Genomic DNA, 19,649 nt, shown 5'->3' with positions numbered 1-19,649 from the left:
CACGGAGGCCGGGGGGCCACAGCCGGCGCTGCTCACCACAGCGCTGCTGCGGTCCCCCGGCGTCCCGCATTAGGAGGAGGTCCGCTGCGGTGCAGTGGTTCCTGGACGCGAGCACCACCGGGCACAAGTTCGCCCTGATGGGCTTCGCCATCCTGCTGTTCGCCGCCGTGATGGGGGCGCTCCTGTTCGCGGTCGACCGGCCCAGGCGGGTGCCCAACTGGGTGGTCGCGGCCGGCTTCCTCGGCCCCACGCTGCTGCTGCTCCTGGTGGGCCTGGTCTACCCGGCCCTGGCAACCGTCCGCGGCTCCTTCTACGGCCGGGACGGGTCGGAGTTCGTCGGCCTGGACAACTACGCCACGGTCTTCACCGAGGACAACTTCCAGACCGTCCTGCTCAACACCGCACTGTGGGTGGTCCTCGTCCCGCTGGTGACCACCGGCCTCGGGCTCGTCTACGCCTATCTCGTCGACCGCACCCGCTTCGAGTCGCTGGCCAAGGCGCTGGTGTTCCTGCCGATGGCGATCTCGATGGTCGGCGCCTCGGTGATCTGGAAGTTCGTCTACGAGTACCGGCCGGACCAGCCGGGCGTGCGCCAGATCGGCCTGCTCAACCAGCTGCTGGTCCTGGTCGGGATCGAGCCGCAGCAGTTCCTGCTCAACGCGCCGTCCAACACCTTCTACCTGATCGTCGTGATGATCTGGATCCAGGCCGGCTTCGCCATGACGGTCCTGTCGGCGGCCATCAAGGCCATCCCGGACGACGTGATCGAGGCCGCCCGGCTCGACGGCGTCAGCGGGCTGCAGATGTTCCGTTACGTCACCGTGCCCAGCATCCGCCCGGCCCTGGTCGTCGTGCTCACGACGGTCGCGATCGTCACGCTCAAGGTCTTCGACGTGGTGCGGACGATGACCGGCGGCCAGTTCGGCACGAGCGTCGTGGCCAACGAGTTCTACGTGCAGGCCTTCCGCCAGTTCAACTTCGGCCTGGGCGCGGCGCTCGCGGTGCTGCTGTTCGTCCTCGTCATCCCGATCGTCGTCTACAACGTCCGCCAGCTGCGCCTGGCCGAGGAGATCCGATGACCACGACGACCCCCGTCATCGCCCCGGCCCCGCCGGAGGAGCGCAAGCTCGGCCGCGCCGAGCGGCGGGCCGTGGCCGCCAAGACCAAGCTCAGCTCCCCCGCCGCGTCGGCCATCGCGCTGCTGATCGCCGTGCTGTGGACGGTGCCGACCCTGGGCCTGTTCGTGACCTCCTTCCGGCCGGAGCTCGACATCCGCCGCTCCGGCTGGTGGACGGCGTTGTCCGACCCGCAGTTCACGGTCGACAATTACAACGAGGTGCTGTACGGCGGCGGGACGAACTTCGCGACCCTGTTCGTGAACTCGCTGGTCATCACGCTGCCGGCGGTGGTCATCCCGATCACGCTGGCGCTGCTGGCGGCCTACGCCTTCGCCTGGATCGACTTCCCGGGCCGCAACATCCTCTTCGTCGCCGTCTTCGCGCTGCAGGTCGTGCCGATCCAGGTCACGCTCATCCCGCTGCTGAGCATCTACGTCGACACCGGGCTGGCCGGGTCGTTCTGGACCATCTGGCTGTCGCACTCGATCTTCGCGCTGCCGCTGGCGGTCTTCCTCCTGCACAACTTCATGAAGGAGATCCCGGCGTCGCTGGTGGAGGCGGCGCGCATGGACGGCGCCGGCCACGTGAAGATCTTCTTCCAGGTGCTGCTCCCCCTGCTGACCCCGGCGATCGCCGCGTTCGGCGTCTTCCAGTTCCTGTGGGTGTGGAACGACCTGCTCGTCGCGCTCACCTTCGCCGGTGGCGCGCCGGACGTCGTCCCGCTGACCGTGCGGGTGGCCGAGCTCGCGGGCACGCGCGGCTCGGACTGGTACCTGCTCGCCGCCGGCGCCTTCGTCTCGATCGTGCTGCCCCTGGCGGTGTTCCTGGGCCTGCAGCGCTACTTCGTCCGCGGCCTGCTGGCCGGCAGCGTCAAGGGCTGAAGGACCCCCTCCTCCCCACCCCTCGCATGCTCGGGGCGGGACGCGGGACCCTGGAGGGGGCCGTGGGACGCGGCTGACGGTGCCGGGGAGGGGCCGCCGCACACGAGAGGGGCCCCGGACGATCGTCCGGGACCCCTCTGTGCCTTGGTGCTTCAGGCGCTGGCGTGCTGGTTCTGCCGGCTGTTCGACGCCGGCTCCGCCGAGCCGCGGCTGTCGAGGTCGCGCAGGTGCGACTCGAGGTAGGAGCGCAGCCGGGTGCGGTACTCGCGCTCGAAGGTGCGCAGCTCCTCGATCTTGCGCTCCAGGCTGCTGCGCTTCTCCTCCAGCGAGCCCATGACCTCGTTGTGCCGGCGCTCGGCGTCCGCGTCGAGGGCGGCGGCCTTGGCGCGGGCCTCGCGCTCCATCGTGTCGGCACGGGTGCGGGCGTCGTTGACCATCGAGTCGGCGCGCATCTTGGCCTCGCTGACCATCTGCTCGCTCTTGGCCCGCGCGTCGCTGACCATGCGCTCGCTGTTGGTCTTGGCCGCGACGACCATCTGGTCGGCCTGGGCCTTGGCCTCGTTGACGTACTTGTCGGCCGTCTCGGTGGCGAGGGCCAGCATCCGCGATGCGCGGGTGCTGTCGTCCTCGCGGACGGGCGGGGGCGGCGGCGCGGCGACGGGCGCGGGGGCCGGTGGCTCGGGTGCCTCGACCGCGCGCGGGGTGCGGCCGGTCGCCGAACCCGAGCGCAGCTCGTTGTTCTCCTCGATGAGCCGGGCCAGCTCGGCCTCCACCACGTCGAGGAAGGCGTCCACCTCGTCCTCGTCGTAGCCCCGCTTGCCGATGGGGGGCTTCTTGAAGACGACGTTGTGCACGTCGGCAGGCGTGAGTGGCATCGACTTCACCTCGGGTCGGACAACGGGGACAGGGACGACGTCGGACGAGCGGCGGACGGCTCCGGCCGGCCTCCGGGGCCGCCGCCCCGGTGCGGGGCAGCGGTCACGCGGCGGCGAGCGCGAGGCTGTTCACGATGCCACGCAGGATGTACACGGCGATCAGGAGCACCATAAACGCGAGGTCCAGCCGGATCGACCCCAGGTTAAGGGGCGGGATGACCTTCCGGATGGCCTTGAGCGGCGGGTCGGTCGTCGCGTAGACGACCTCGAGGCCCGCTGCCACCAACCCCGACGGCCGCCAGCTGCGTGCCAGCACCATCACCCAGTCGACGACGAACCGTGCGAAGAGCAGCACGAGGAAGACGAGCAGGACCGACGAGAGGATGTTCCAGAAGAGAGCCACGGTCCTCGCTCGTCCAAGGGCACCCGGGGGTGCCGGTCCGGTCCTGCCTGACCTCAGGACTCAGCGGCGAAACCGCCCTCGCGGATCCGCGCCTTGTCCTCGGCCGTCACGTCGACGTCCCGCGGGCTGAGCAGGAACACCTTGTTCGTGACGCGTTCGATGCTACCGCGCAGCCCGAACGACAGACCCGCAGCGAAGTCCACGAGCCGCTTCGCGTCGGCGTCGTCCATCTCCGTGAGGTTCATGATCACCGGCTTGCCGTCGCGGAAGCTCTCGCCGATCTGGCGGGCCTCGTTGTACGTGCGCGGGTGCAGCGTGGTGATCCGGTAGGGCTGCGGCGCCGGGGCGGGCGCGGGCGCCGGCTCGGGCGCGGCCGCGATCGGCTCGCGGACGGCGAGGCCCGCGGCACCGACCGGGCCGGACACGGCGGTCGCCGGGCCGGGGATCGACGCGGCACCGGCGCCGGCCAGCCCGCTGACGCGGGAGGCGCTGGACCCGCCCGGGTTGGGCGCCAGGCCCAGGTTGCGGTTGGCGGCGGGACGCCGCGGCAGCGCCAGCGGCTCGGGCTCCGGCGCCGGCGGCAGGTCGGCGTCGAGGTCGGCGAAGCGGTGGTCGTCGGCCCGGTAGTCGCCGTCGCGGTAGTCGCGCTCGTAGCGGTCCCCGACGTCGTAGCGGTCGTCGTAACCGTTGTCCGCGACATAACCGTCCTCAGCGGCGTACCGGGAGTACCGGCGCTCCTCGAGGCGGTCGTAGTGGTCGGCGTCCCCCTGGCGGGCGTCGTACCGGCCGTAGGCCCGGGCGTCGTCGTCCTCCACGAGCCCGAGGTAGATGCCCATCTTCCGCATGGCTCCGGCCATCAGCCCTGCCCTTCTCCGTACGCGCGCGTGGTCACCCGGGCTGCTGGGACCCGTGTGACTGGTGTGACTCGTCCTGCGGGGAGGGTAGGGGCCGCGTCCCGAACAAGGCGGTTCCGACACGCAGGAGGGTGCTGCCGGCCGCCACCGCCTCCTCGAGGTCGGCGCTCATGCCGGCGGAGAGGTCGCGCGCCTCCGGGTGGTCGGCGCGGACCCGCTCGGCCAGCGCGGCCAGGCGCTCGAAGGCCGGGCCGGGCGCGGCACCGCGCGGGGCGACCGCCATGAGGCCGCGCAGGACGACGCCCTCCTCCGCGGCCACGGCGTCGGCCAGCGCGGGGACGTCGGCCGGGTCCGCCCCGCCCCGGACGGCCAGCTCCCCCTCCGGTCCCCCGAGGTCTACCTGCACGAACACCTCGACCGGCCGGCCGGTCTCCACACCGACCCGGGCCAGCGCGCGGGCCAGCGACGCGCGGTCGACGGAGTGCACGACGGCACCGAGGCGGGCGACGGCCGCGGCCTTGTTGCGCTGCAGCTGGCCGACGAAGTGCCAGCGCAGCGGCAGGTCGGCGAGCTCGGCGGCCTTGCCGGTGAGCTCCTGGGCGCGGTTCTCCCCGAAGTCCGTCTGGCCGAGGGCGGCCAGCTCCCGGACGGCGGCCGCGGGCCAGGTCTTGCTCACCGCGAGCAGCCCCACCTCGGCGGGGTCCCGGCCCGCGGCGCGCGCCGCGGCGGCGATGCGGTCGCGAACGGCCTGCAGGCGGTCGGCCGGAGTGCTCACGACCGGATCCTCCCCCGTGCCGTGCCGACCCGCGGCTCCCGGTCGGCCGCGAGCCCGGCGACGTGCTGGAACGGCCTCCTGCAGGGGCCCGCCCCGAGCGACAGCGAGGGGTGGGGTGAGTGGGCCGCCCTGCAGAGGCCCGCCGCGAGCCTGCGAGCGGTGGGGGGCAGGGTGGTCCTTACTCGATCCAGACGACGCCCGCCTGGCGGCCGGTGACCCCGTCCCGGCGGTGCGAGAACAGCCGGCGGTCCTCGACGGTGCACCGGGGGTCGTGCACCACCTGCCCGACGCCCGCGCCGCGCAGCAGCTCGGCCAGCCCGGCCCGCAGGTCCAGCCCCGGCGTCCCCCTGCGCGTGCGCACCGCCGCGGCGGGCACCACCCGGGCCACCTCGACCTGCATCGCCCGCGGCACCTCGTAGCAGGCACCGCAGACGGCCGGGCCGAGCAGCGCCGTGACGTCGCCCGGGCGGCTGCCCAGCTCCGCCATGGCGACCAGCGTGGCCGGGACGACGCCGGCCCGCACCCCCTCGCGCCCGGCGTGCACGGCGGCCACGACGCCGGCGGTGGCGTCGGCGAGCAGGACCGGGACGCAGTCGGCGACCAGCACGCACAGCACCAGTCCCGGCGTGCGGGTGACGACGGCGTCGGTGCCCTCCAGCGGGCCCTCGACCGGCCCGTCGACGACGGCGACCCGCGTGCCGTGGACCTGCTCCATCCACACCAGCCGGTCGGCGGGGACGCCGAGCTCGCGGGCCAGCCGCTCACGGTTGGCGGCCACGGCGACCGGGTCGTCGCCGACGTGCACGCCGAGGTTGAACGAGTCGTACGGAGCAGCGGACCGGCCGCCCCGCCGGTCGGTGACGACCCGTCGGGGTCGCACTGCCCGCGGGGCGGCCGGGGTCGAGCTCACGGCGCGCGCCAGGCGCAGGAGGTCACGCGCGCGGCCCCCGTGCAGGGGCCCGCCGTGGCCCCGTCCCGGGTCCCACCCTGAGCTGGCGAAGGGCGGGGAGGACGGGGTCCTTCTCCGGTGGGGGGCACGGGGGTCCTTCTACTGGCGCAGGAACTCCGGGATGTCGAGCTCCTCCTCGAAGTCCTCGTTGGACAGCGGACGCCGGCCCGCGGCGGCGTTAGTGTTCGCGCCGGGGACGGGCGGCAGCGGCGGCACGGTGAGCCCGCCCCCCGCGGCCGACCGGCCGGGCAGCTGGGACGTCGACGGCGGGTTGGCCTGCGCCCGCTGCGGCTGGGCCGAACCGACCAGCCGCTCCCCCGTCGGGACGCCGGCGACCGGCTGGGGCTGCACCACCGGCGTCCGCGGGGTGGTCGGCGGGGCCACCGGGGCCGCGGCCGGCACCGCGGCGATCCCGGCGTCCTTGCGGTCCTGCGGCTTGCCGCCGTCGAAGCCGGCGGCGATGACGGTGACCCGCACCTCGTCGCCGAGGGCGTCGTCGATCACCGCACCGAAGATGATGTTCGCGTCGGCGTGCGCGGCGTCGGAGACCAGCGAGGCGGCCTCGTTGATCTCGAACAGGCCGAGGTCCGAGCCACCGGAGATCGACAGCAGCACGCCGTGGGCGCCCTCCATCGAGGCCTCCAGCAGCGGGCTGGCGATCGCCTGCTCGGCGGCCAGCAGCGCCCGGTTGTCCCCGCGCGCGCTGCCGATGCCCATGAGGGCCGACCCGGCGCCGGACATGACCGACTTGACGTCGGCGAAGTCCAGGTTGATCAGGCCCGGCGTGGTGATCAGGTCGGTGATGCCCTGGACACCGGAGAGCAGCACCTGGTCGGCGGTCCGGAAGGCGTCCATGACGCTGACGTTCCGGTCGCCCAGCTGCAGCAGCCGGTCGTTGGGGATGACGATGAGCGTGTCGCACTCGTTGCGCAGCTCCTCGATGCCCGACTCGGCCTGCACGGCCCGCCGCTTGCCCTCGAAGGAGAACGGGCGGGTGACCACGCCGATGGTCAGCGCGCCGAGCTTGCGGGCGATCGAGGCGACGACCGGCGCGCCGCCGGTACCGGTGCCACCACCCTCGCCGGCGGTCACGAAGACCATGTCGGCGCCCTTGAGCACCTCCTCGATCTCCTCGCGGTGGTCCTCGGCGGCCTGGCGGCCGACGTCGGGCTGCGCGCCCGCGCCGAGCCCGCGGGTGAGCTCACGGCCGACGTCGAGCTTGACGTCGGCGTCGCTCATCAGCAGCGCCTGGGCGTCGGTGTTGATGGCGATGAACTCGACCCCCTTGAGGCCGACCTCGATCATGCGGTTGACCGCGTTCACCCCGCCGCCGCCGATGCCGACGACCTTGATGACCGCGAGGTAGTTGTGCGGAGGTGTCATGTGGGGCTCCCGACCTCGACCCTCATCCTCAAGTAAAGCCTTATAGTTATGTCAACTGGGTCGACGCGCACGAAGTTAGGTGGGCGTTCATGGGCGCTACAAGCACCCTCCCGGACCCGGCGTGTCGGACTGGTGTTTCCCCACCGATCTCGGACGACCCGCTGGTCACACCTGCACCACTGTCGGTGACGACCCGCGCGGCGGGGACCTCAGGTACGGGTCGAGGGCCGTGACATGCCCGGCACCGGGAACTGCCGAAGAGATCTGTCGTGTCGGGCGTGTCGCGTCACCGCGCGTGTCGCCTGGGGGCCCCGCCGCACACGCCGCGGCACCGGACGACGACCCAGCGCAGTCCCCGCTACTGCCGGGGGACGCGTCCCATCAGGAAGAACTCCTCGTTCGGTGGGATCGCCGCCCAGTGCGCCAACCGGTTGGACAGCGCGAACAGCGACACGATGGCCCCGACGTCCCACACGTCGTCCTCGGTGAGTCCGTGACCGCGCAGCCGGTCGAGGTCCGCGGCCTTGACCGCCGCCGGGTCCACCGCCAGACGGACGGCGACCTCGAGCACCGCGTGCAGGCGCTCCGACACCGGCGCCTTGCGCCAGTCCACGGCGACCTGGTCGGCGAGGTACGGGTCGCGGGCGCGGATCCGCGCGATGGCCCCGTGGGCGACCACGCAGTACAGGCAGTCGTTGGCCGCGCTGGTGGCGACCACGATCAGCTCCCGGTCGGCCGTGGACAGCCCGGGCGTGTCCTTGTCCATGAGCGCGTCGTGCAGCGCGAAGAACGCCGCCGCCTCGGCCGGCCGCCACGCCAGCGCGGCGAAGACGTTGGGCAGGAAGCCCGAACGCTCCTCGACGGCGTCGTAGCGCTCGCACAGCTGCTCGGGCAGCTCGTCGCGCGGGGGGACGGGGAAGCGGCTGACCGGCCCGGTGCTCACCCGGCCACCCTGCCGCGCCGGAGGGGCCACGGCCACCCCTCAGGGCCCCGCCGGCCCCTGGAAGGACCCCGTCCTCCTCACCCCTCGCACGCTCGGGGTGAGCCTCGGGACGGGGCCGCGACGGGGTCGTCCTACGAGGCGTGGGGGAAGGGTGGTCGTCTTTCAGCGGAGGACGACCGCCGCCGGCGTGCTGACGTCGATGGTGCCGGCCGGCTCGAGCGCGCCGGCCTGCAGCTGCTGGAGCAGCGCGACCAGCGCGTCGGCCTTGTCGCCGGCCTGCTCGTCGCTCCCCCACAGCACGGTGGTGCCGTCCTCGAGGGTGAGCGTGACGTCCTCGGGGCTGGTCGCCCGGGCACCGGCGACGTCGCCGCGGACGTCGTCCGGCAGCGCGACCAGAGCCGACAGCGCCGCGCGGGTGGCGCGGTCCTCGGGGCCGGGATCGGCGACGTCGAGAGGCACCACGCCGGCCGGCGGGCGGCCGGTCACCGTGTCGAACAGCACGCCGTCGGCGTCGACCAGCGAGCGCGTGCCGTCCTGCTCGACCACGGCGACCGGGACCCGCTCCACCACGGTGACGACGACGCTGCGCGGCCAGCCGCGGGTCACCTCGACGTCGGCGACCTGCGGCAGCCGGGCGACCCGGGCCTCGGCGGCGTCGACGTCGACCCGCAGCAGCGGCGTCCCCTCGTCGATGCCGGCGACGTCGACGACCTCGGCGGCGGTCAGCGTGCCGGCGCCGTCGACCCGCACGGCGGACACGGCGAGCACGGGACTCCCCCACAGCAGCCAGGCCAGCAGGCCGAGCACCGCGACGAGCACGCCGCCGCGCAGCAGCAGCCGTCGCCGGCGGGCGGCCGGGTCGGCGGGGTGGCGACTCGACGGGCGGCGGGCGACCGGACGGCGGCGGGGACGCGCCGCGGCGCCGGCCCGGGAGGACCCCCCGCCGCGCGCGCGGTCGCTGGTGGTCGTCCCCGAACGGCTCACCGCGCGGGGTCCCCCGGCTCGCCGCCGTCCGCCGCGAACCGGGCCCGCAGCGCCTCGAGCACCTCCGGGCCGACCATCGAGACGTTGCCCGCGCCCATGGTGATCACCAGGTCGCCGGGCCGCGCCCGCTCGGCCAGCGCCGGGGCCGCGGCCGACCAGGACGGCTCGAAGTGCACCCCCCCGGCCGGCAGCGCGACCGCGTCGGCCACCATCGCGCCGGTGACGCCGGGGACCGGGTCCTCGCGGGCGCCGTAGACGTCCATGACCACGACCTCGTCGGCCAGGCCCAGCGCCGCGCCGAACGCGGCCGCGAACTGCCGGGTGCGGCTGTACAGGTGCGGCTGGAAGGCCACGACCACCCGGCCGGCGCCGGCCACCGCCCGCGCGGCGCGCAGCTGGGCCTCCACCTCGGTCGGGTGGTGGGCGTAGTCGTCGTAGACCCGCACCCCGCCGACGCTGCCCTTGAGCTCGAAACGCCGGTGCACCCCGCCGAAGCGGCCGAGCCCGGCGATCAGGCTCTCGGCGGGCAGGCCCAGCTCGAGCCCGGCCAGCAGCGCGGCGGCGCTGTTGCGGGCCATGTGCTCGCCGGGCACTCGGATCGACACCCGGCCGAGCACCTCGCCGTCGAGGACGGCGGTCCAGGCGGTCGTCTCCGGGCCCACCTCGACGTCGACCAGCCGCAGGTCGCTGTCCTCGGCCGTGCCGTAGGTGCGCACCCGGGCCGGGGTGGGCACGGTGCGCAGCCGGGCCGCGCCGGGGTCGTCGGCGCACAGCACCAGGAAACCGGCCGGGTCGATGGTCTGCAGGAACCGGTCGAAGGCGGCCTCCACCGCGGCGAGGTCGCCGTAGTTGTCGAGGTGGTCGGCCTCGACGTTGGTGACGATCGCGCCGTACGGGGCCAGCAGCAGGAAGGAGCGGTCGCTCTCGTCGGCCTCGGCGACGAAGACGTCGCCCTCGCCGGCGTGCGCGTTGCTGCCCGACTCGTTGAGGTCGCCGCCGATGGCGAAGGAGGGGTCCACGCCGCAGGCCTGCACCGCGACGGTGAGCATCGAGGTCGTCGAGGTCTTCCCGTGCGTGCCGGCCACCGCGACGCTGCGCCGGCCGGCCATCACCGCGGCCAGCGCGACCGCGCGGGGCAGCACCCGCAGGCCGCGCTCGCGGGCGGTGGCGAGCTCGGGGTTGTCGTCGCGGATGGCGGTGGAGACGACGACGGTGTCGGCGTCCCCGAGGTTCGCCGGGTCGTGGCCGAGCTGCACGCGGGCGCCCAGCGCCCGCAGCGCCAGCAGCGTCGGGGTGTCGCGCCGGTCGCTGCCGGAGACCCGGACGCCGCGGGCCAGCAGGATGCGGGCGATGCCGCTCATCCCGGCCCCGCCGATGCCGACGAAGTGCACGGCGCCGAGCTCCTCGAGGCTCGGCACCGGGTCGGCCCACGCGGCCACCGCAGCGGCACTCACTCGGCCACCTCCAGCACGATGTCGGCCAGGCGCTCGTCGGCGTCCCGGGCGCCGGCGGCCGCGGCGTGCTCGGCGTACCGGGCCAGCGTGGCCGGGTCGGTGACCATCGGGATGACGTGCTCCTCGATCCAGGACGGCGACAGGTCGGCGTCGTCCACCAGCAGTCCTCCCCCGGCGTCGACGACGGGCAGGGCGTTGAGCCGCTGCTCGCCGTTGCCGATCGGCAGCGGCACGAACACCGCCGGCAGCCCGACGGCGGACAGCTCCGCCACGGTGACCGCGCCGGACCGGCACAGGGCCAGGTCGGCGGCGGCGTAGGCGAGGTCCATGCGCTCGAGGTAGTCGACGACGACGTAGGGGGCGTGCCCGGGCGCGCGGGGCGGCACGGTCACGTCGGTGTTCTTGGGGCCGCGGGCGTGCAGCACCTGCACCCCGGCCGCGGTGAGCGCGTCGGCGGCGCCGACGGCGGCCCGGTTGAGCGAGGCCGCGCCCTGCGACCCGCCGAAGACCAGCAGCGTCGGCCGCTCGGGGTCCAGGCCGAAGGCGGCGCGGGCCTCGGCGCGGCGGGCGGGGCGGTCCAGCGTGCTGATCGCCGTCCGCAGCGGCATGCCGACGTGCTCGGCGCCGCGCAGCGGCGTGCCGGGCACGGTGACCGCCACCCACGCGGCGACCCGCGCGCCGATCCGGTTGGCCAGGCCCGGCAGCGCGTTCTGCTCGTGCACGACGACCGGCACCCGCTCCCGGCGGGCGGCCAGGTAGGCCGGCAGCGCCACGTAGCCGCCGAAGCCGACGACGACGTCCGCGGACAGCTCGCGCAGCAGCGCCCGGGTCTCGGACACCGAGCGCACCACCCGGCCAGGCACCCGCAGCAGGTCGACGGTGGGCTTGCGCGGCAGCGGCACCGGCGGGATCAGTCGCAGGTCGTAGCCGCGGGCGGGGACCAGCCGGGTCTCCATGCCGCGCGCGGTGCCCAGGCAGGTGATCCGCAGGCCGCCCTCCACCGCGCCGCGGCGCAGCAGCGCGTCGGCCAGGGCGAGCATCGGCTCGATGTGCCCGCCGGTGCCGCCCCCGGCGAGGACCACGCTGACGCTCATCGGGGTCGCCGCGGGGACTCGGGGGCCGTGGCCCGGGCCCGCGGCGGCGGCTGCCGGCGGGCCTCGGGCACCCGGCCGCGGCCCTCCGTCGTCCGCCGCTCACGAGCGGGCACCCGCTCGCGCGGGACGCGCTCCCCGGGCGGGACCGGGACGACGCGGGCGACGGTGCGTGCGCCGGTGACGGCGGCGCGGCGGGCGGGACGCCCGGGTGCGCGGCCGGGGCGCTCGTCGGGCTGCTCGGGACGGCGGGCGCGGCGCGGGAACACCGCGCCGACGGCCTGCTCGGGCGCCGGCAGCAGCCAGCGGGACAGCCGGCCGCGGTCGGCGCGGCGCAGGTGCTCGATCGCCTCGGGCTCGGAGCGGGCGAAGCGGATGAGCAGGCCCACGATGAACAGGGTGAGCACCAGCGAGGTGCCGCCGGCGGAGACCAGCGGCAGCGTCAGGCCGGTGACCGGCAGCAGACCCACCACGTAGCCCATGTTGAGTGCCGCCTGGCCGACCAGCCACACGGTGATCGCCACGCAGGCCAGCTGCACGAACCGGTCGGCGGTGCGCCGGGCGATGCGGAAGCCGGCCCAGGCCAGCACGCCGTAGAGGGCGACCACGACCAGGCAGCCGAGGAAGCCGAGCTCCTCACCGATGATCGCGAAGATGTAGTCCGACTCCGCCTCGGGCAGCAGGTTCCACTTCATCGCGCTGTTGCCCAGCCCCACGCCCCAGAGCCCACCGGTGGCGAGCGCGTAGAAGCCGCGGATGGCCTGGAAGCCGGTGTCCGACGGGTCGGCGAACGGGTCGAGGAACGAGGTGATCCGCTCCATGCGGTAGGGCGCGACGGCGACCATGAGCACCACGGCCGCGGCGGCCGCGGCGGCGAACCCGGCGAACCAGCGGCCCGGCAGGCCCCCGGCCCACAGCAGGCCGACGAGGACCAGGCCGAGGCTGACCACCCCGCCGAAGTCCGGCTCGAGGATGAGCAGGACCGACAGGACGGCGAACACCGGCAGCAGCGGCACCAGCAGCGTCCGGACGGTCAGGAAGCGGTCGCGCATCGCCAGGATGTGCGCGCCCCACAGCGCGAACACCAGCTTGGCGAGCTCGGAGGGCTGGAAGTTGGTGAAGCCCAGGTCGATCCAGGCGCGGGAGCCGTTGAGCTGCATGCCGATGCCCGGGACGAGCACCGCGACGAGCAGCACCGCCGCGACCACCAGGCCGATCGGCGCCCAGCGGCGGACCAGCCCGACCGGCAACCGCACCGCCACCAGCAGCGCACCCAGGCCGATGACGGCGAAGACGACCTGGTCGACGCCGGGCCGCCAGGCGGGCTGGTCGTTGAGCGCGGCCTCGATCGCCGAGGCGGAGAACACCATGACCAGGCCGATGGCCAGGAGCATGCCGGCCGCGCCGACGACCAGCTGGAAGCTGGTCATGGGGCCGTCGAGCCAGGGCGGCGGCGCGAACCGGCGGACCGGCGTCCTGCGCCCGGTCCCCGCGGTCCGGCGCCGCCCGGGAGCGGTCGGAACGCCGGAGGACTGCATCCGGCCATCGTCGCCGCTGGGGCGGGTCTCCCGGCGCACCGTCGGGGCGTGTCGCAGCAGCCTCTCCTGACTCACAGGCCCGTGACGGTCAGCCAGTCGGCGTAGAAGAGGCCCAGCCCGAAGGCGACCGACATCCCGGTCACCAGCCAGAAGCGGACGATCACCGTGTTCTCGGTCCAGCCGGCCAGCTCGAAGTGGTGGTGCAGCGGGGCCATCCGGAACACCCGGCGCCGGGTGGCGCGGAAGAAGGCCACCTGGATGACCACCGACAGCGTGACCGCGACGAACAACCCACCGAGGACGACGAGCAGCAGCTCGGTGCGGGTGACCACGGCCAGGCCGGCCAGCAGCCCGCCGAGGGCGAGCGAGCCGGTGTCGCCCATGAAGATCCGCGCGGGGCTGGTGTTCCACCACAGGAAGCCCAGGCAGGCGCCGAGCCCGGCGGCGGCGACCAGCGTGACGTCGAGCGGGTCGCGCACCTCGTAGCAGCCGGCGATGGCCTCGCTGGTGCAGTCGTGGGTGAACTGCCAGAACGAGATGATCGTGTAGGCGCCGCAGACCATCGCCGAGCAGCCGGCCGCCAGCCCGTCCAGGCCGTCGGTCAGGTTCACGGCGTTGGAGAACCCGGCGATGAACAGGTAGGCCAGGACGACGAAGCCGAACGACCCCAGGAAGAGCGGGTCGATGTCGCGGACGTAGGAGACGAACTCCGAGGCCGGGGTGATGCCGGCCTCGTCGGGGAAGTTCAGCGCCAGGACCGCGAAGGCCACGCCGACGACGAGCTGGCCGACGAGCTTGGCGGTCTTGTTCAGCCCGAGGCTGCGCCGGAAGCGGATCTTCAGGTAGTCGTCGAGGAAGCCGACGGTGCCCAGGCCCACCATGAGGAAGAGCACCAACAGGCCGCTGGCGGTCACTCCGCGGCCGGGCTGGTTGAGCAGGAACAGGTGCGCGATCAGGTAGCCGCCGACCGTGGCACCGACGATGACGGTGCCGCCCATGGTGGGCGTGCCCTTCTTCGCCAGGTGGCTCTCGGGCCCGTCGTCGCGGATCTCCTGGCCGAAGCCCTTGCGGCGGAACAGGTGCACGGCGACCGGCGTGGCCAGGATCGAGATCACCAGCCCGAACGCGGCCGCGATGAGGATGGATCTCACGCGCCTGCCCCGGGGGCGAGCAGGTCGGCCGCGAGCACCTCGAGCCCGTAGGACCGGCTGGCCTTCACCAGCACGACGTCACCGGGCACCAGCACCTCCGTCAGCAGTTCCCGGGCGGCCGCCCGGTCGGGCACGCGGACCGCGCCCCTGTCCGTGTCGCGGTCCTCGCGAGCACCGGCGGCGAGCGCCCCGTCGGCTATCCCTACTGCATCCGGGCCGACGGCCACGACCAGGTCCATCCCGGCGGCCACGGCGTCCCGGCCCAGCCGCTCGTGCTCCCCGGCCGCGCCCGGGCCCAGCTCGGCCATCGCGCCGAGCACGGCGATCCGCCGCCGCGCGGGCAGCCCGGCCAGCGCGGCCAGCGCGGCGCGCATCGACTCGGGGTTGGCGTTGTAGGCGTCGTTGACCACGGTCACGCCGTCGTCCCGGCGGGTGACCTCCATCCGCCAGCGGCTGCGCGGCACGGCGGCCGACAGCGCGGCGGCGACGTCCTCCGGCGTCATCCCGGAGGCCAGCGCGGCACCGGCGGCCGACAGGGCGTTGGCGACCTGGTGCGCACCGACGACCTGCAGCCGCACCGCCGCGCGGGCACCCCCCGCGACCAACGTGAAGCCGGCGCGGCCGGCCTCGTCGAGGACGACGTCCTCCGCGCGCACGTCGGCCTCGGCCGACGTCCCGGTGGTGACCACGCGGGCCCGGGTGCGCGGCGCCATGCCGATCACCCGCGGGTCGTCGGCGTTGAGGACGGCGGTGCCCTCGGCCGGCAGCGCCTCGACCAGCTCCCCCTTGGCGAGCGCGATCCCGTCGGCCGAGCCGAACTCGCCCAGGTGCGCCGAGCCGACGTTGAGGACGACGCCGACGTCGGGGCGGGCCACCCGGCACAGCCGGGCGATGTGCCCCCGTCCGCGCGAGCCCATCTCGAGCACGAGGAAACGGGTGTCGCCGTCGGCGTCGAGCACGGTGAGCGGCAGGCCGATGTCGTTGTTGTACGAGCCGGGCGGGCTGACCGTGGCGCCCGCGGTGGTCAGCACCTGGCCGAGCAGGTCCTTGGTGCTGGTCTTGCCCGAGGAGCCGGTGATGCCGATCGTGACCAGATCGCCGACCGCCAGCCGGGTGTGCACCGCGGCGGCCAGCCGGCCCAGCGCGGCGACCGACTCGTCGACGACCACGCAGGGCAACGCGTCGTCGGGGCGGGTGGTCAGCGCGGCGACCGCGCCGGCGGCCGCGGCGGCACCGAGGAAGTCGTGCCCGTCGACCCGCTCCCCCGGCACGGCGACGAACAGGTCGCCCGGTGCCACGGCGCGGGAGTCGACGGTGACCTTCCCGGAGACGGTGCCGTCGCCGCGCGTCAGCTCACCGCCGACCGCCTCGGCCACCTCGGCGAGGCTCAGCTGTATCACGGGGTGGGCTCCACTCCGGCCGGCGCGTGCTGCGCCAGGGCCTCGCGCAGCACGGCGCGGTCGTCGAACGGGTGCAGGGTGCCGGCCACCTCCTGGCCGGTCTCGTGGCCCTTGCCGGCCACGAGGACGGCGTCGCCCGGCCGGGCGTGGGCGACGGCGGCGGCGATGGCGGCGCGGCGGTCGCCGATCTCCAGCACGTCGCCGCGCCGGTCGGCGGGGACGCCGGCGAGCATCGCCGCGCGGATCGCGGCGGGGTCCTCGGAGCGGGGGTTGTCGTCGGTGACGACCAGCAGGTCGCTGCCGCGCGCCGCGGCCTCCCCCATCGCCGCCCGCTTGCCGGGGTCGCGGTCGCCGCCGCAGCCGAGCACGGTGATCACCCGGCCCGGCGTCGCGGCGCGCAGCGCGGTCAGCGCCGTGCCGACGGCGTCGGGGGTGTGCGCGTAGTCGACGACGGCGACGAACGGCTGGCCGGCGTCCACCGGCTCCATCCGGCCGGGCACCACCGTCTCGGCCAGCCCGGTCAGCGCCGTCTCCACCGGCACGCCGACCGCGTCGAGCAGCGCCACCGCGAGGACGGCGTTGGCGACGTTGAACCGGCCGGGCAGTCGCACCCGCGCCGGCCAGGAGCCCCCGTCCGGGCCGGTCAGGGTGAACGCCGTCCCGCCGTCGGAGGCCGGCACGAGGCCGGTCGCCGTCCAGTCGGCGTCGGCCCCCTCTATCGAGACGGTCACCGTGCGGCGGTCGCCGAGCATGCCGGCCAGCCGCCGCCCGTACGGGTCGTCGACGTCGACCACCTCGACGGCGGCACGGCCGTCGAAGAGGCGCGCCTTGGCCTGGAAGTAGTCCTCGATGTCGGCGTGGAAGTCCAGGTGGTCGCGGCCGAGGTTGGTGAACCCGGCCGCGGCGAACGGGATGCCACCGACCCGGCCGAGCACGAGCGCGTGACTGGAGACCTCCATGACGACGGTCTGCACGCCGGAGTCGGCCATCCGGGCCAGCAGCGCGTGCAGGGCCGGCGCCTCCGGCGTCGTGCGCACGCTGGGCAGGGTGGTGACGGTGGGCGTCCCGTCGGCGGCGCGGCCACGGGTGCGGGTCTCCACCGTGCCGACCAGGCCGGTGCCGCGGCCGGCGGCGGCCAGGCCCGCCTCGACGAGGTAGCTGGTCGTCGTCTTGCCGTTGGTGCCGGTGATCCCGATGACCTGCATCCGCCGGGCCGGCTCCCCGTAGACGCGGGCGGCCACGGCGCCGAGCAGCGCGCGGGGGTCCTCGACGACGCACACCGGCAGGCCGGTCGCGGCGGCCTCGTCGCGGCCGGTGGGGTCGGTCAGGACGGCGACCGCCCCGCGCGCCGCGGCATCGGCGGCGTACCGCGCCCCGTGGGTGCGGGCGCCGGGGAGGGCGGCGTAGAGGTCTCCGGGGCCGGCCTCACCCGAGGCCAGCGTCACGCCGGCGACCGCGGTGGCGGGGTCGCCCTGGACGGGCGGGCCGAGCAGGTCGGCGAGGTCGGCGAGGGTCAGCGGGTCGGTCCCCCCCGGCCGGGACGTCGTCCCCCTCCCGCTCTCGCTCACGGGACTCCAATCTACCGGCGGGCAGGTCGGGGCCCGCCGCCCACACGCGGGGAGCCGGTCACCGCCGCCCGATGCCGGCCCCGCCGGCCCCGTTCGAGCCTGCCGAGGGGCACTCCGGCCGCGCCTCCTGACGACGATCATGGAGCTGCGGTGGCGACACGCCGGGCCCGGTCCGCGTGTCGCCACCCGGACTCCATGATCGTCGCCGAGCGGGGCCCCGCCGCGAGCCTCGCGACGCACTGGAACGGCCCCCCTGCAGGGCCCCGCCGCGCCTCGCGACGCACTGGAACGGCCACCCTTCAGGGTCCCGCGCCGAGCGCGCGAGGCGTGGGGGGAAGGGTGGTCCTTCTTCAGTTCTCCGGGCCGGTCAGCGCGAAGTCGGGGCGGGGTGTCCCGGACGGCACGATGCCGTCGGCGGTCAGCGCCTGGCGCATGACGTCGGCGAAGACCGGGGCGGCGACCTGGCCGCCCTCCGCGTCGCTGGTCGGCCGCTCGAGGTCCACGGCGACGACGTACTGCGGGTCGTCGGCCGGGGCGAACCCGACGAAGGTCGTCACGTAGCCGCCGCCGGCGTAGCAGCCGCACTCGGGGTTGGCCCGCTGGGCGGTGCCGGTCTTGCCGGCCACCCGGAAGCCCTCGACCTGCGCCAGCGGGGCGGTGCCGCCCGGCCCGACGACGGCCTCGAGCATGTACGCGACGTCGTCCGCGGTCGCCTCGCTGAGGACCCGCGTGCTCTCGGGCGCCGGGACCGGCTCGCCGCCCACCGAGGAGACGATGCGCGGCGGGATGCGCACCCCGCCGTTGGCGATGGCCTGGTAGACCGAGGCCATCTGCAGCGTGGTGACCGACACGCCCTGCCCGATCGGCACGTTCGCCGCGCGGCTCTCGGTCCAGTCCGCGGAGTCCTCGAGGATGCCGGCGCTCTCGCCGGGCAGCCCGATGCCGGTGGTGCTGCCCAGGCCGAAGGCCCGCAGGTACTCCTCGAGCCGCTCGTCGCCCACCTCGCGGGCCAGCATGATCGTGCCGACGTTGCTGGACTTGGCGAGGATCCCGGTGACCGTCCAGTCGATCGGCGCGTGGTCGTGGGCGTCACGCACCACGACGTCGCCCGCCTCGATGTGGCCGTCGACGCTCAGCACGGTGTCCGGCGTCGCCTTGCCCTCCTCGACGGCCGCGGCGAGGGTGACCGCCTTGAGCACCGAGCCGGGCTCGAAGACGCTGGAGACGATGGGGTTGCCCAGCAGCTCGGGCTCGGTCTGCCGGTAGTTGCCCGGGTCGTAGCCGGGGCAGGAGCCCATCGCGGCGACCTGACCGGTGTGCACGTCGAGGACGACGGCCGAGGCGCGGGTGGTCGCGCCGTCCTGGCAGGCCTCCTGCAGGCGCTGCTCGGTGACGTACTGCAGGTCGGCGTCGAGGGTCAGCTCGACGGTGCTGCCGTCGACGGCGGGCGTGGACTCGTCGATGCCCGAGGGGATCGGGTGCCCGCCGCTGCCGACCTCGACCCGCCGCTCCCCCGGCGTGCCGGCCAGCTGCTCGTCGAAGCTCTGCTCGATGCCGGCCAGCCCCTGGCCGTCGCGGCCGGTGAAGCCGACGACCTGCCCCGCGACCGACCCCGCGGGGTAGAGCCGCACCGGGTCGTCCTCGGCGAAGATGCCGGCCAACCCGAGCTCGTCGATGGCGTCGACGGTCTCCGGCGGCACCTGCGAGGCCAGGACGACGTAGCGGCCGTCCTCGGAGAGCAGGTCGGTCAGTTCGGAGACCGGGACGTCGAGCAGCGTGGTCAGCGCCAGGGCCGTGCGGGCGGGGTCGTCGACCAGGGTCGGGTCGGCGGTGATCCGGGAGGCCTCGACGGTGTAGGCCAGCGGGTTGCCGTCGCGGTCGACGACCGAGCCGCGCAGCGGGGCGATGTCCTGCACGCGGATGCGGTCCTGGGTGGCCGCGAGGGCGTACTCGCCGCTGTCCACGCCCTGCAGCAGCCACAGCTTGCCGGTGATCACCAGCAGCGGGACGACGACGAGGACGAAGCCGATGCTGTAGCGCCGGCGGCTGGTCCGCAGCGCGCCGGGCACCCGGCGACTGCCGGGAGCGCGGCGGGAGGTGAACGCGCCCGTCGCGCCGCCGCGCAGCGGGGCGCGCTCGGCGGGACGCCGGCGCGGTGCGGGGGCGGTCGCTTATACACATCTGACGATGCCGACGACACCTTACGTGTAGAATTCGGGGGTCGCCGAATGCATATAAACACAACAACGTGCACAACGACGCAACGTATCACAACTAAGCAT

The 19,649-nt window shown here is 74.8% G+C and carries 17 protein-coding genes; 2 read left to right on the top strand and 15 right to left on the bottom strand.

Annotated features, from left to right (window positions below; translation table 11 throughout):
- Nucleotides 1-89: 89 nt before the first annotated feature.
- On the top strand, nt 90-1,079 hold the full coding sequence (locus tag CNO22_RS06965) for a carbohydrate ABC transporter permease (protein WP_198588154.1): 990 nt from the start codon (nt 90-92) through the stop codon (nt 1,077-1,079).
- Nucleotides 1,076-1,999, top strand: a complete 924-nt coding sequence (locus CNO22_RS06960; RefSeq protein ID WP_100498626.1) for a carbohydrate ABC transporter permease — start codon at nt 1,076-1,078, stop codon at nt 1,997-1,999. Before CNO22_RS06965 ends, CNO22_RS06960 begins: the two co-directional genes overlap by 4 nt.
- Nucleotides 2,000-2,151: 152 nt before the next feature.
- Here the strand turns inward: CNO22_RS06960 and CNO22_RS06955 are convergent, their stop codons facing one another.
- From CNO22_RS06955 to CNO22_RS06885, 15 genes are all read right to left on the bottom strand, one after another.
- Nucleotides 2,152-2,874: a DivIVA domain-containing protein gene (locus CNO22_RS06955; protein WP_100498639.1), complete on the bottom strand. Its 723-nt coding sequence runs from the start codon at nt 2,872-2,874 to the stop codon at nt 2,152-2,154.
- A gap of 103 nt (nt 2,875-2,977) precedes the next feature.
- On the bottom strand, nt 2,978-3,277 hold the full coding sequence (locus tag CNO22_RS06950; RefSeq protein WP_100498625.1) for a YggT family protein: 300 nt from the start codon (nt 3,275-3,277) through the stop codon (nt 2,978-2,980).
- Between the two features lie 53 nt (nt 3,278-3,330).
- Nucleotides 3,331-4,134: a cell division protein SepF gene (locus CNO22_RS29630; protein WP_100498624.1), complete on the bottom strand. Its 804-nt coding sequence runs from the start codon at nt 4,132-4,134 to the stop codon at nt 3,331-3,333.
- 31 nt (nt 4,135-4,165) lie between these two features.
- The gene (locus tag CNO22_RS06940; protein WP_100498623.1) at nt 4,166-4,906 is read right to left on the bottom strand and encodes a YggS family pyridoxal phosphate-dependent enzyme; all 741 of its coding nucleotides are present in this window, start codon (nt 4,904-4,906) and stop codon (nt 4,166-4,168) included.
- 178 nt (nt 4,907-5,084) lie between these two features.
- Nucleotides 5,085-5,816 (bottom strand): peptidoglycan editing factor PgeF, encoded by a 732-nt coding sequence (pgeF, locus tag CNO22_RS06935; protein WP_198588153.1) that lies wholly within the window; start codon nt 5,814-5,816, stop codon nt 5,085-5,087.
- A gap of 138 nt (nt 5,817-5,954) precedes the next feature.
- The gene (gene ftsZ, locus CNO22_RS06930) at nt 5,955-7,238 is read right to left on the bottom strand and encodes a cell division protein FtsZ (protein ID WP_100498621.1); all 1,284 of its coding nucleotides are present in this window, start codon (nt 7,236-7,238) and stop codon (nt 5,955-5,957) included.
- Between the two features lie 358 nt (nt 7,239-7,596).
- Nucleotides 7,597-8,181, bottom strand: a complete 585-nt coding sequence (locus CNO22_RS06925; protein WP_100498638.1) for a peroxidase-related enzyme — start codon at nt 8,179-8,181, stop codon at nt 7,597-7,599.
- 162 nt (nt 8,182-8,343) lie between these two features.
- The gene (locus CNO22_RS06920) at nt 8,344-9,165 is read right to left on the bottom strand and encodes a cell division protein FtsQ/DivIB (protein ID WP_232806853.1); all 822 of its coding nucleotides are present in this window, start codon (nt 9,163-9,165) and stop codon (nt 8,344-8,346) included.
- The gene (gene murC / locus CNO22_RS06915) at nt 9,162-10,619 is read right to left on the bottom strand and encodes a UDP-N-acetylmuramate--L-alanine ligase (protein ID WP_100498620.1); all 1,458 of its coding nucleotides are present in this window, start codon (nt 10,617-10,619) and stop codon (nt 9,162-9,164) included. The genes CNO22_RS06920 and murC overlap by 4 nt, the downstream gene beginning before the upstream one ends.
- On the bottom strand, nt 10,616-11,713 hold the full coding sequence (gene murG, locus CNO22_RS06910) for an undecaprenyldiphospho-muramoylpentapeptide beta-N-acetylglucosaminyltransferase (protein ID WP_100498619.1): 1,098 nt from the start codon (nt 11,711-11,713) through the stop codon (nt 10,616-10,618). Before murG ends, murC begins: the two co-directional genes overlap by 4 nt.
- On the bottom strand, nt 11,710-13,140 hold the full coding sequence (gene ftsW / locus CNO22_RS06905) for a putative lipid II flippase FtsW (protein WP_232806852.1): 1,431 nt from the start codon (nt 13,138-13,140) through the stop codon (nt 11,710-11,712). The genes murG and ftsW overlap by 4 nt, the downstream gene beginning before the upstream one ends.
- A gap of 179 nt (nt 13,141-13,319) precedes the next feature.
- The gene (gene mraY / locus CNO22_RS06900; protein ID WP_100498617.1) at nt 13,320-14,399 is read right to left on the bottom strand and encodes a phospho-N-acetylmuramoyl-pentapeptide-transferase; all 1,080 of its coding nucleotides are present in this window, start codon (nt 14,397-14,399) and stop codon (nt 13,320-13,322) included.
- Nucleotides 14,396-15,799, bottom strand: a complete 1,404-nt coding sequence (locus CNO22_RS06895) for a UDP-N-acetylmuramoyl-tripeptide--D-alanyl-D-alanine ligase (RefSeq protein ID WP_100498616.1) — start codon at nt 15,797-15,799, stop codon at nt 14,396-14,398. Before CNO22_RS06895 ends, mraY begins: the two co-directional genes overlap by 4 nt.
- Complete coding sequence (locus CNO22_RS06890; RefSeq protein ID WP_100498615.1) at nt 15,796-17,367, bottom strand: UDP-N-acetylmuramoyl-L-alanyl-D-glutamate--2,6-diaminopimelate ligase; 1,572 nt, start codon at nt 17,365-17,367, stop codon at nt 15,796-15,798. The genes CNO22_RS06895 and CNO22_RS06890 overlap by 4 nt, the downstream gene beginning before the upstream one ends.
- Nucleotides 17,368-17,717: 350 nt before the next feature.
- Complete coding sequence (locus CNO22_RS06885; RefSeq protein ID WP_232806851.1) at nt 17,718-19,436, bottom strand: peptidoglycan D,D-transpeptidase FtsI family protein; 1,719 nt, start codon at nt 19,434-19,436, stop codon at nt 17,718-17,720.
- Nucleotides 19,437-19,649: the final 213 nt, after the last annotated feature.

Source organism: Geodermatophilus chilensis (assembly GCF_002802985.1).
GTDB classification, from domain to species: Bacteria; Actinomycetota; Actinomycetes; order Mycobacteriales; family Geodermatophilaceae; genus Geodermatophilus; species Geodermatophilus chilensis.
This window is presented reverse-complemented; position numbering and strand designations above follow the sequence as displayed.

Coding starts and splice junctions, on each gene's coding strand:
- murG (WP_100498619.1), bottom strand. CDS start 11,713: ATGAGCGTCAGCGTGGTCCTCGCCGGGGGCGGCACCGGCGGGCACATC.
- CNO22_RS06960 (WP_100498626.1), top strand. CDS start 1,076: ATGACCACGACGACCCCCGTCATCGCCCCGGCCCCGCCGGAGGAGCGC.
- ftsW (WP_232806852.1), bottom strand. CDS start 13,140: ATGACCAGCTTCCAGCTGGTCGTCGGCGCGGCCGGCATGCTCCTGGCC.
- CNO22_RS29630 (WP_100498624.1), bottom strand. CDS start 4,134: ATGGCCGGAGCCATGCGGAAGATGGGCATCTACCTCGGGCTCGTGGAG.
- ftsZ (WP_100498621.1), bottom strand. CDS start 7,238: ATGACACCTCCGCACAACTACCTCGCGGTCATCAAGGTCGTCGGCATC.
- CNO22_RS06955 (WP_100498639.1), bottom strand. CDS start 2,874: ATGCCACTCACGCCTGCCGACGTGCACAACGTCGTCTTCAAGAAGCCC.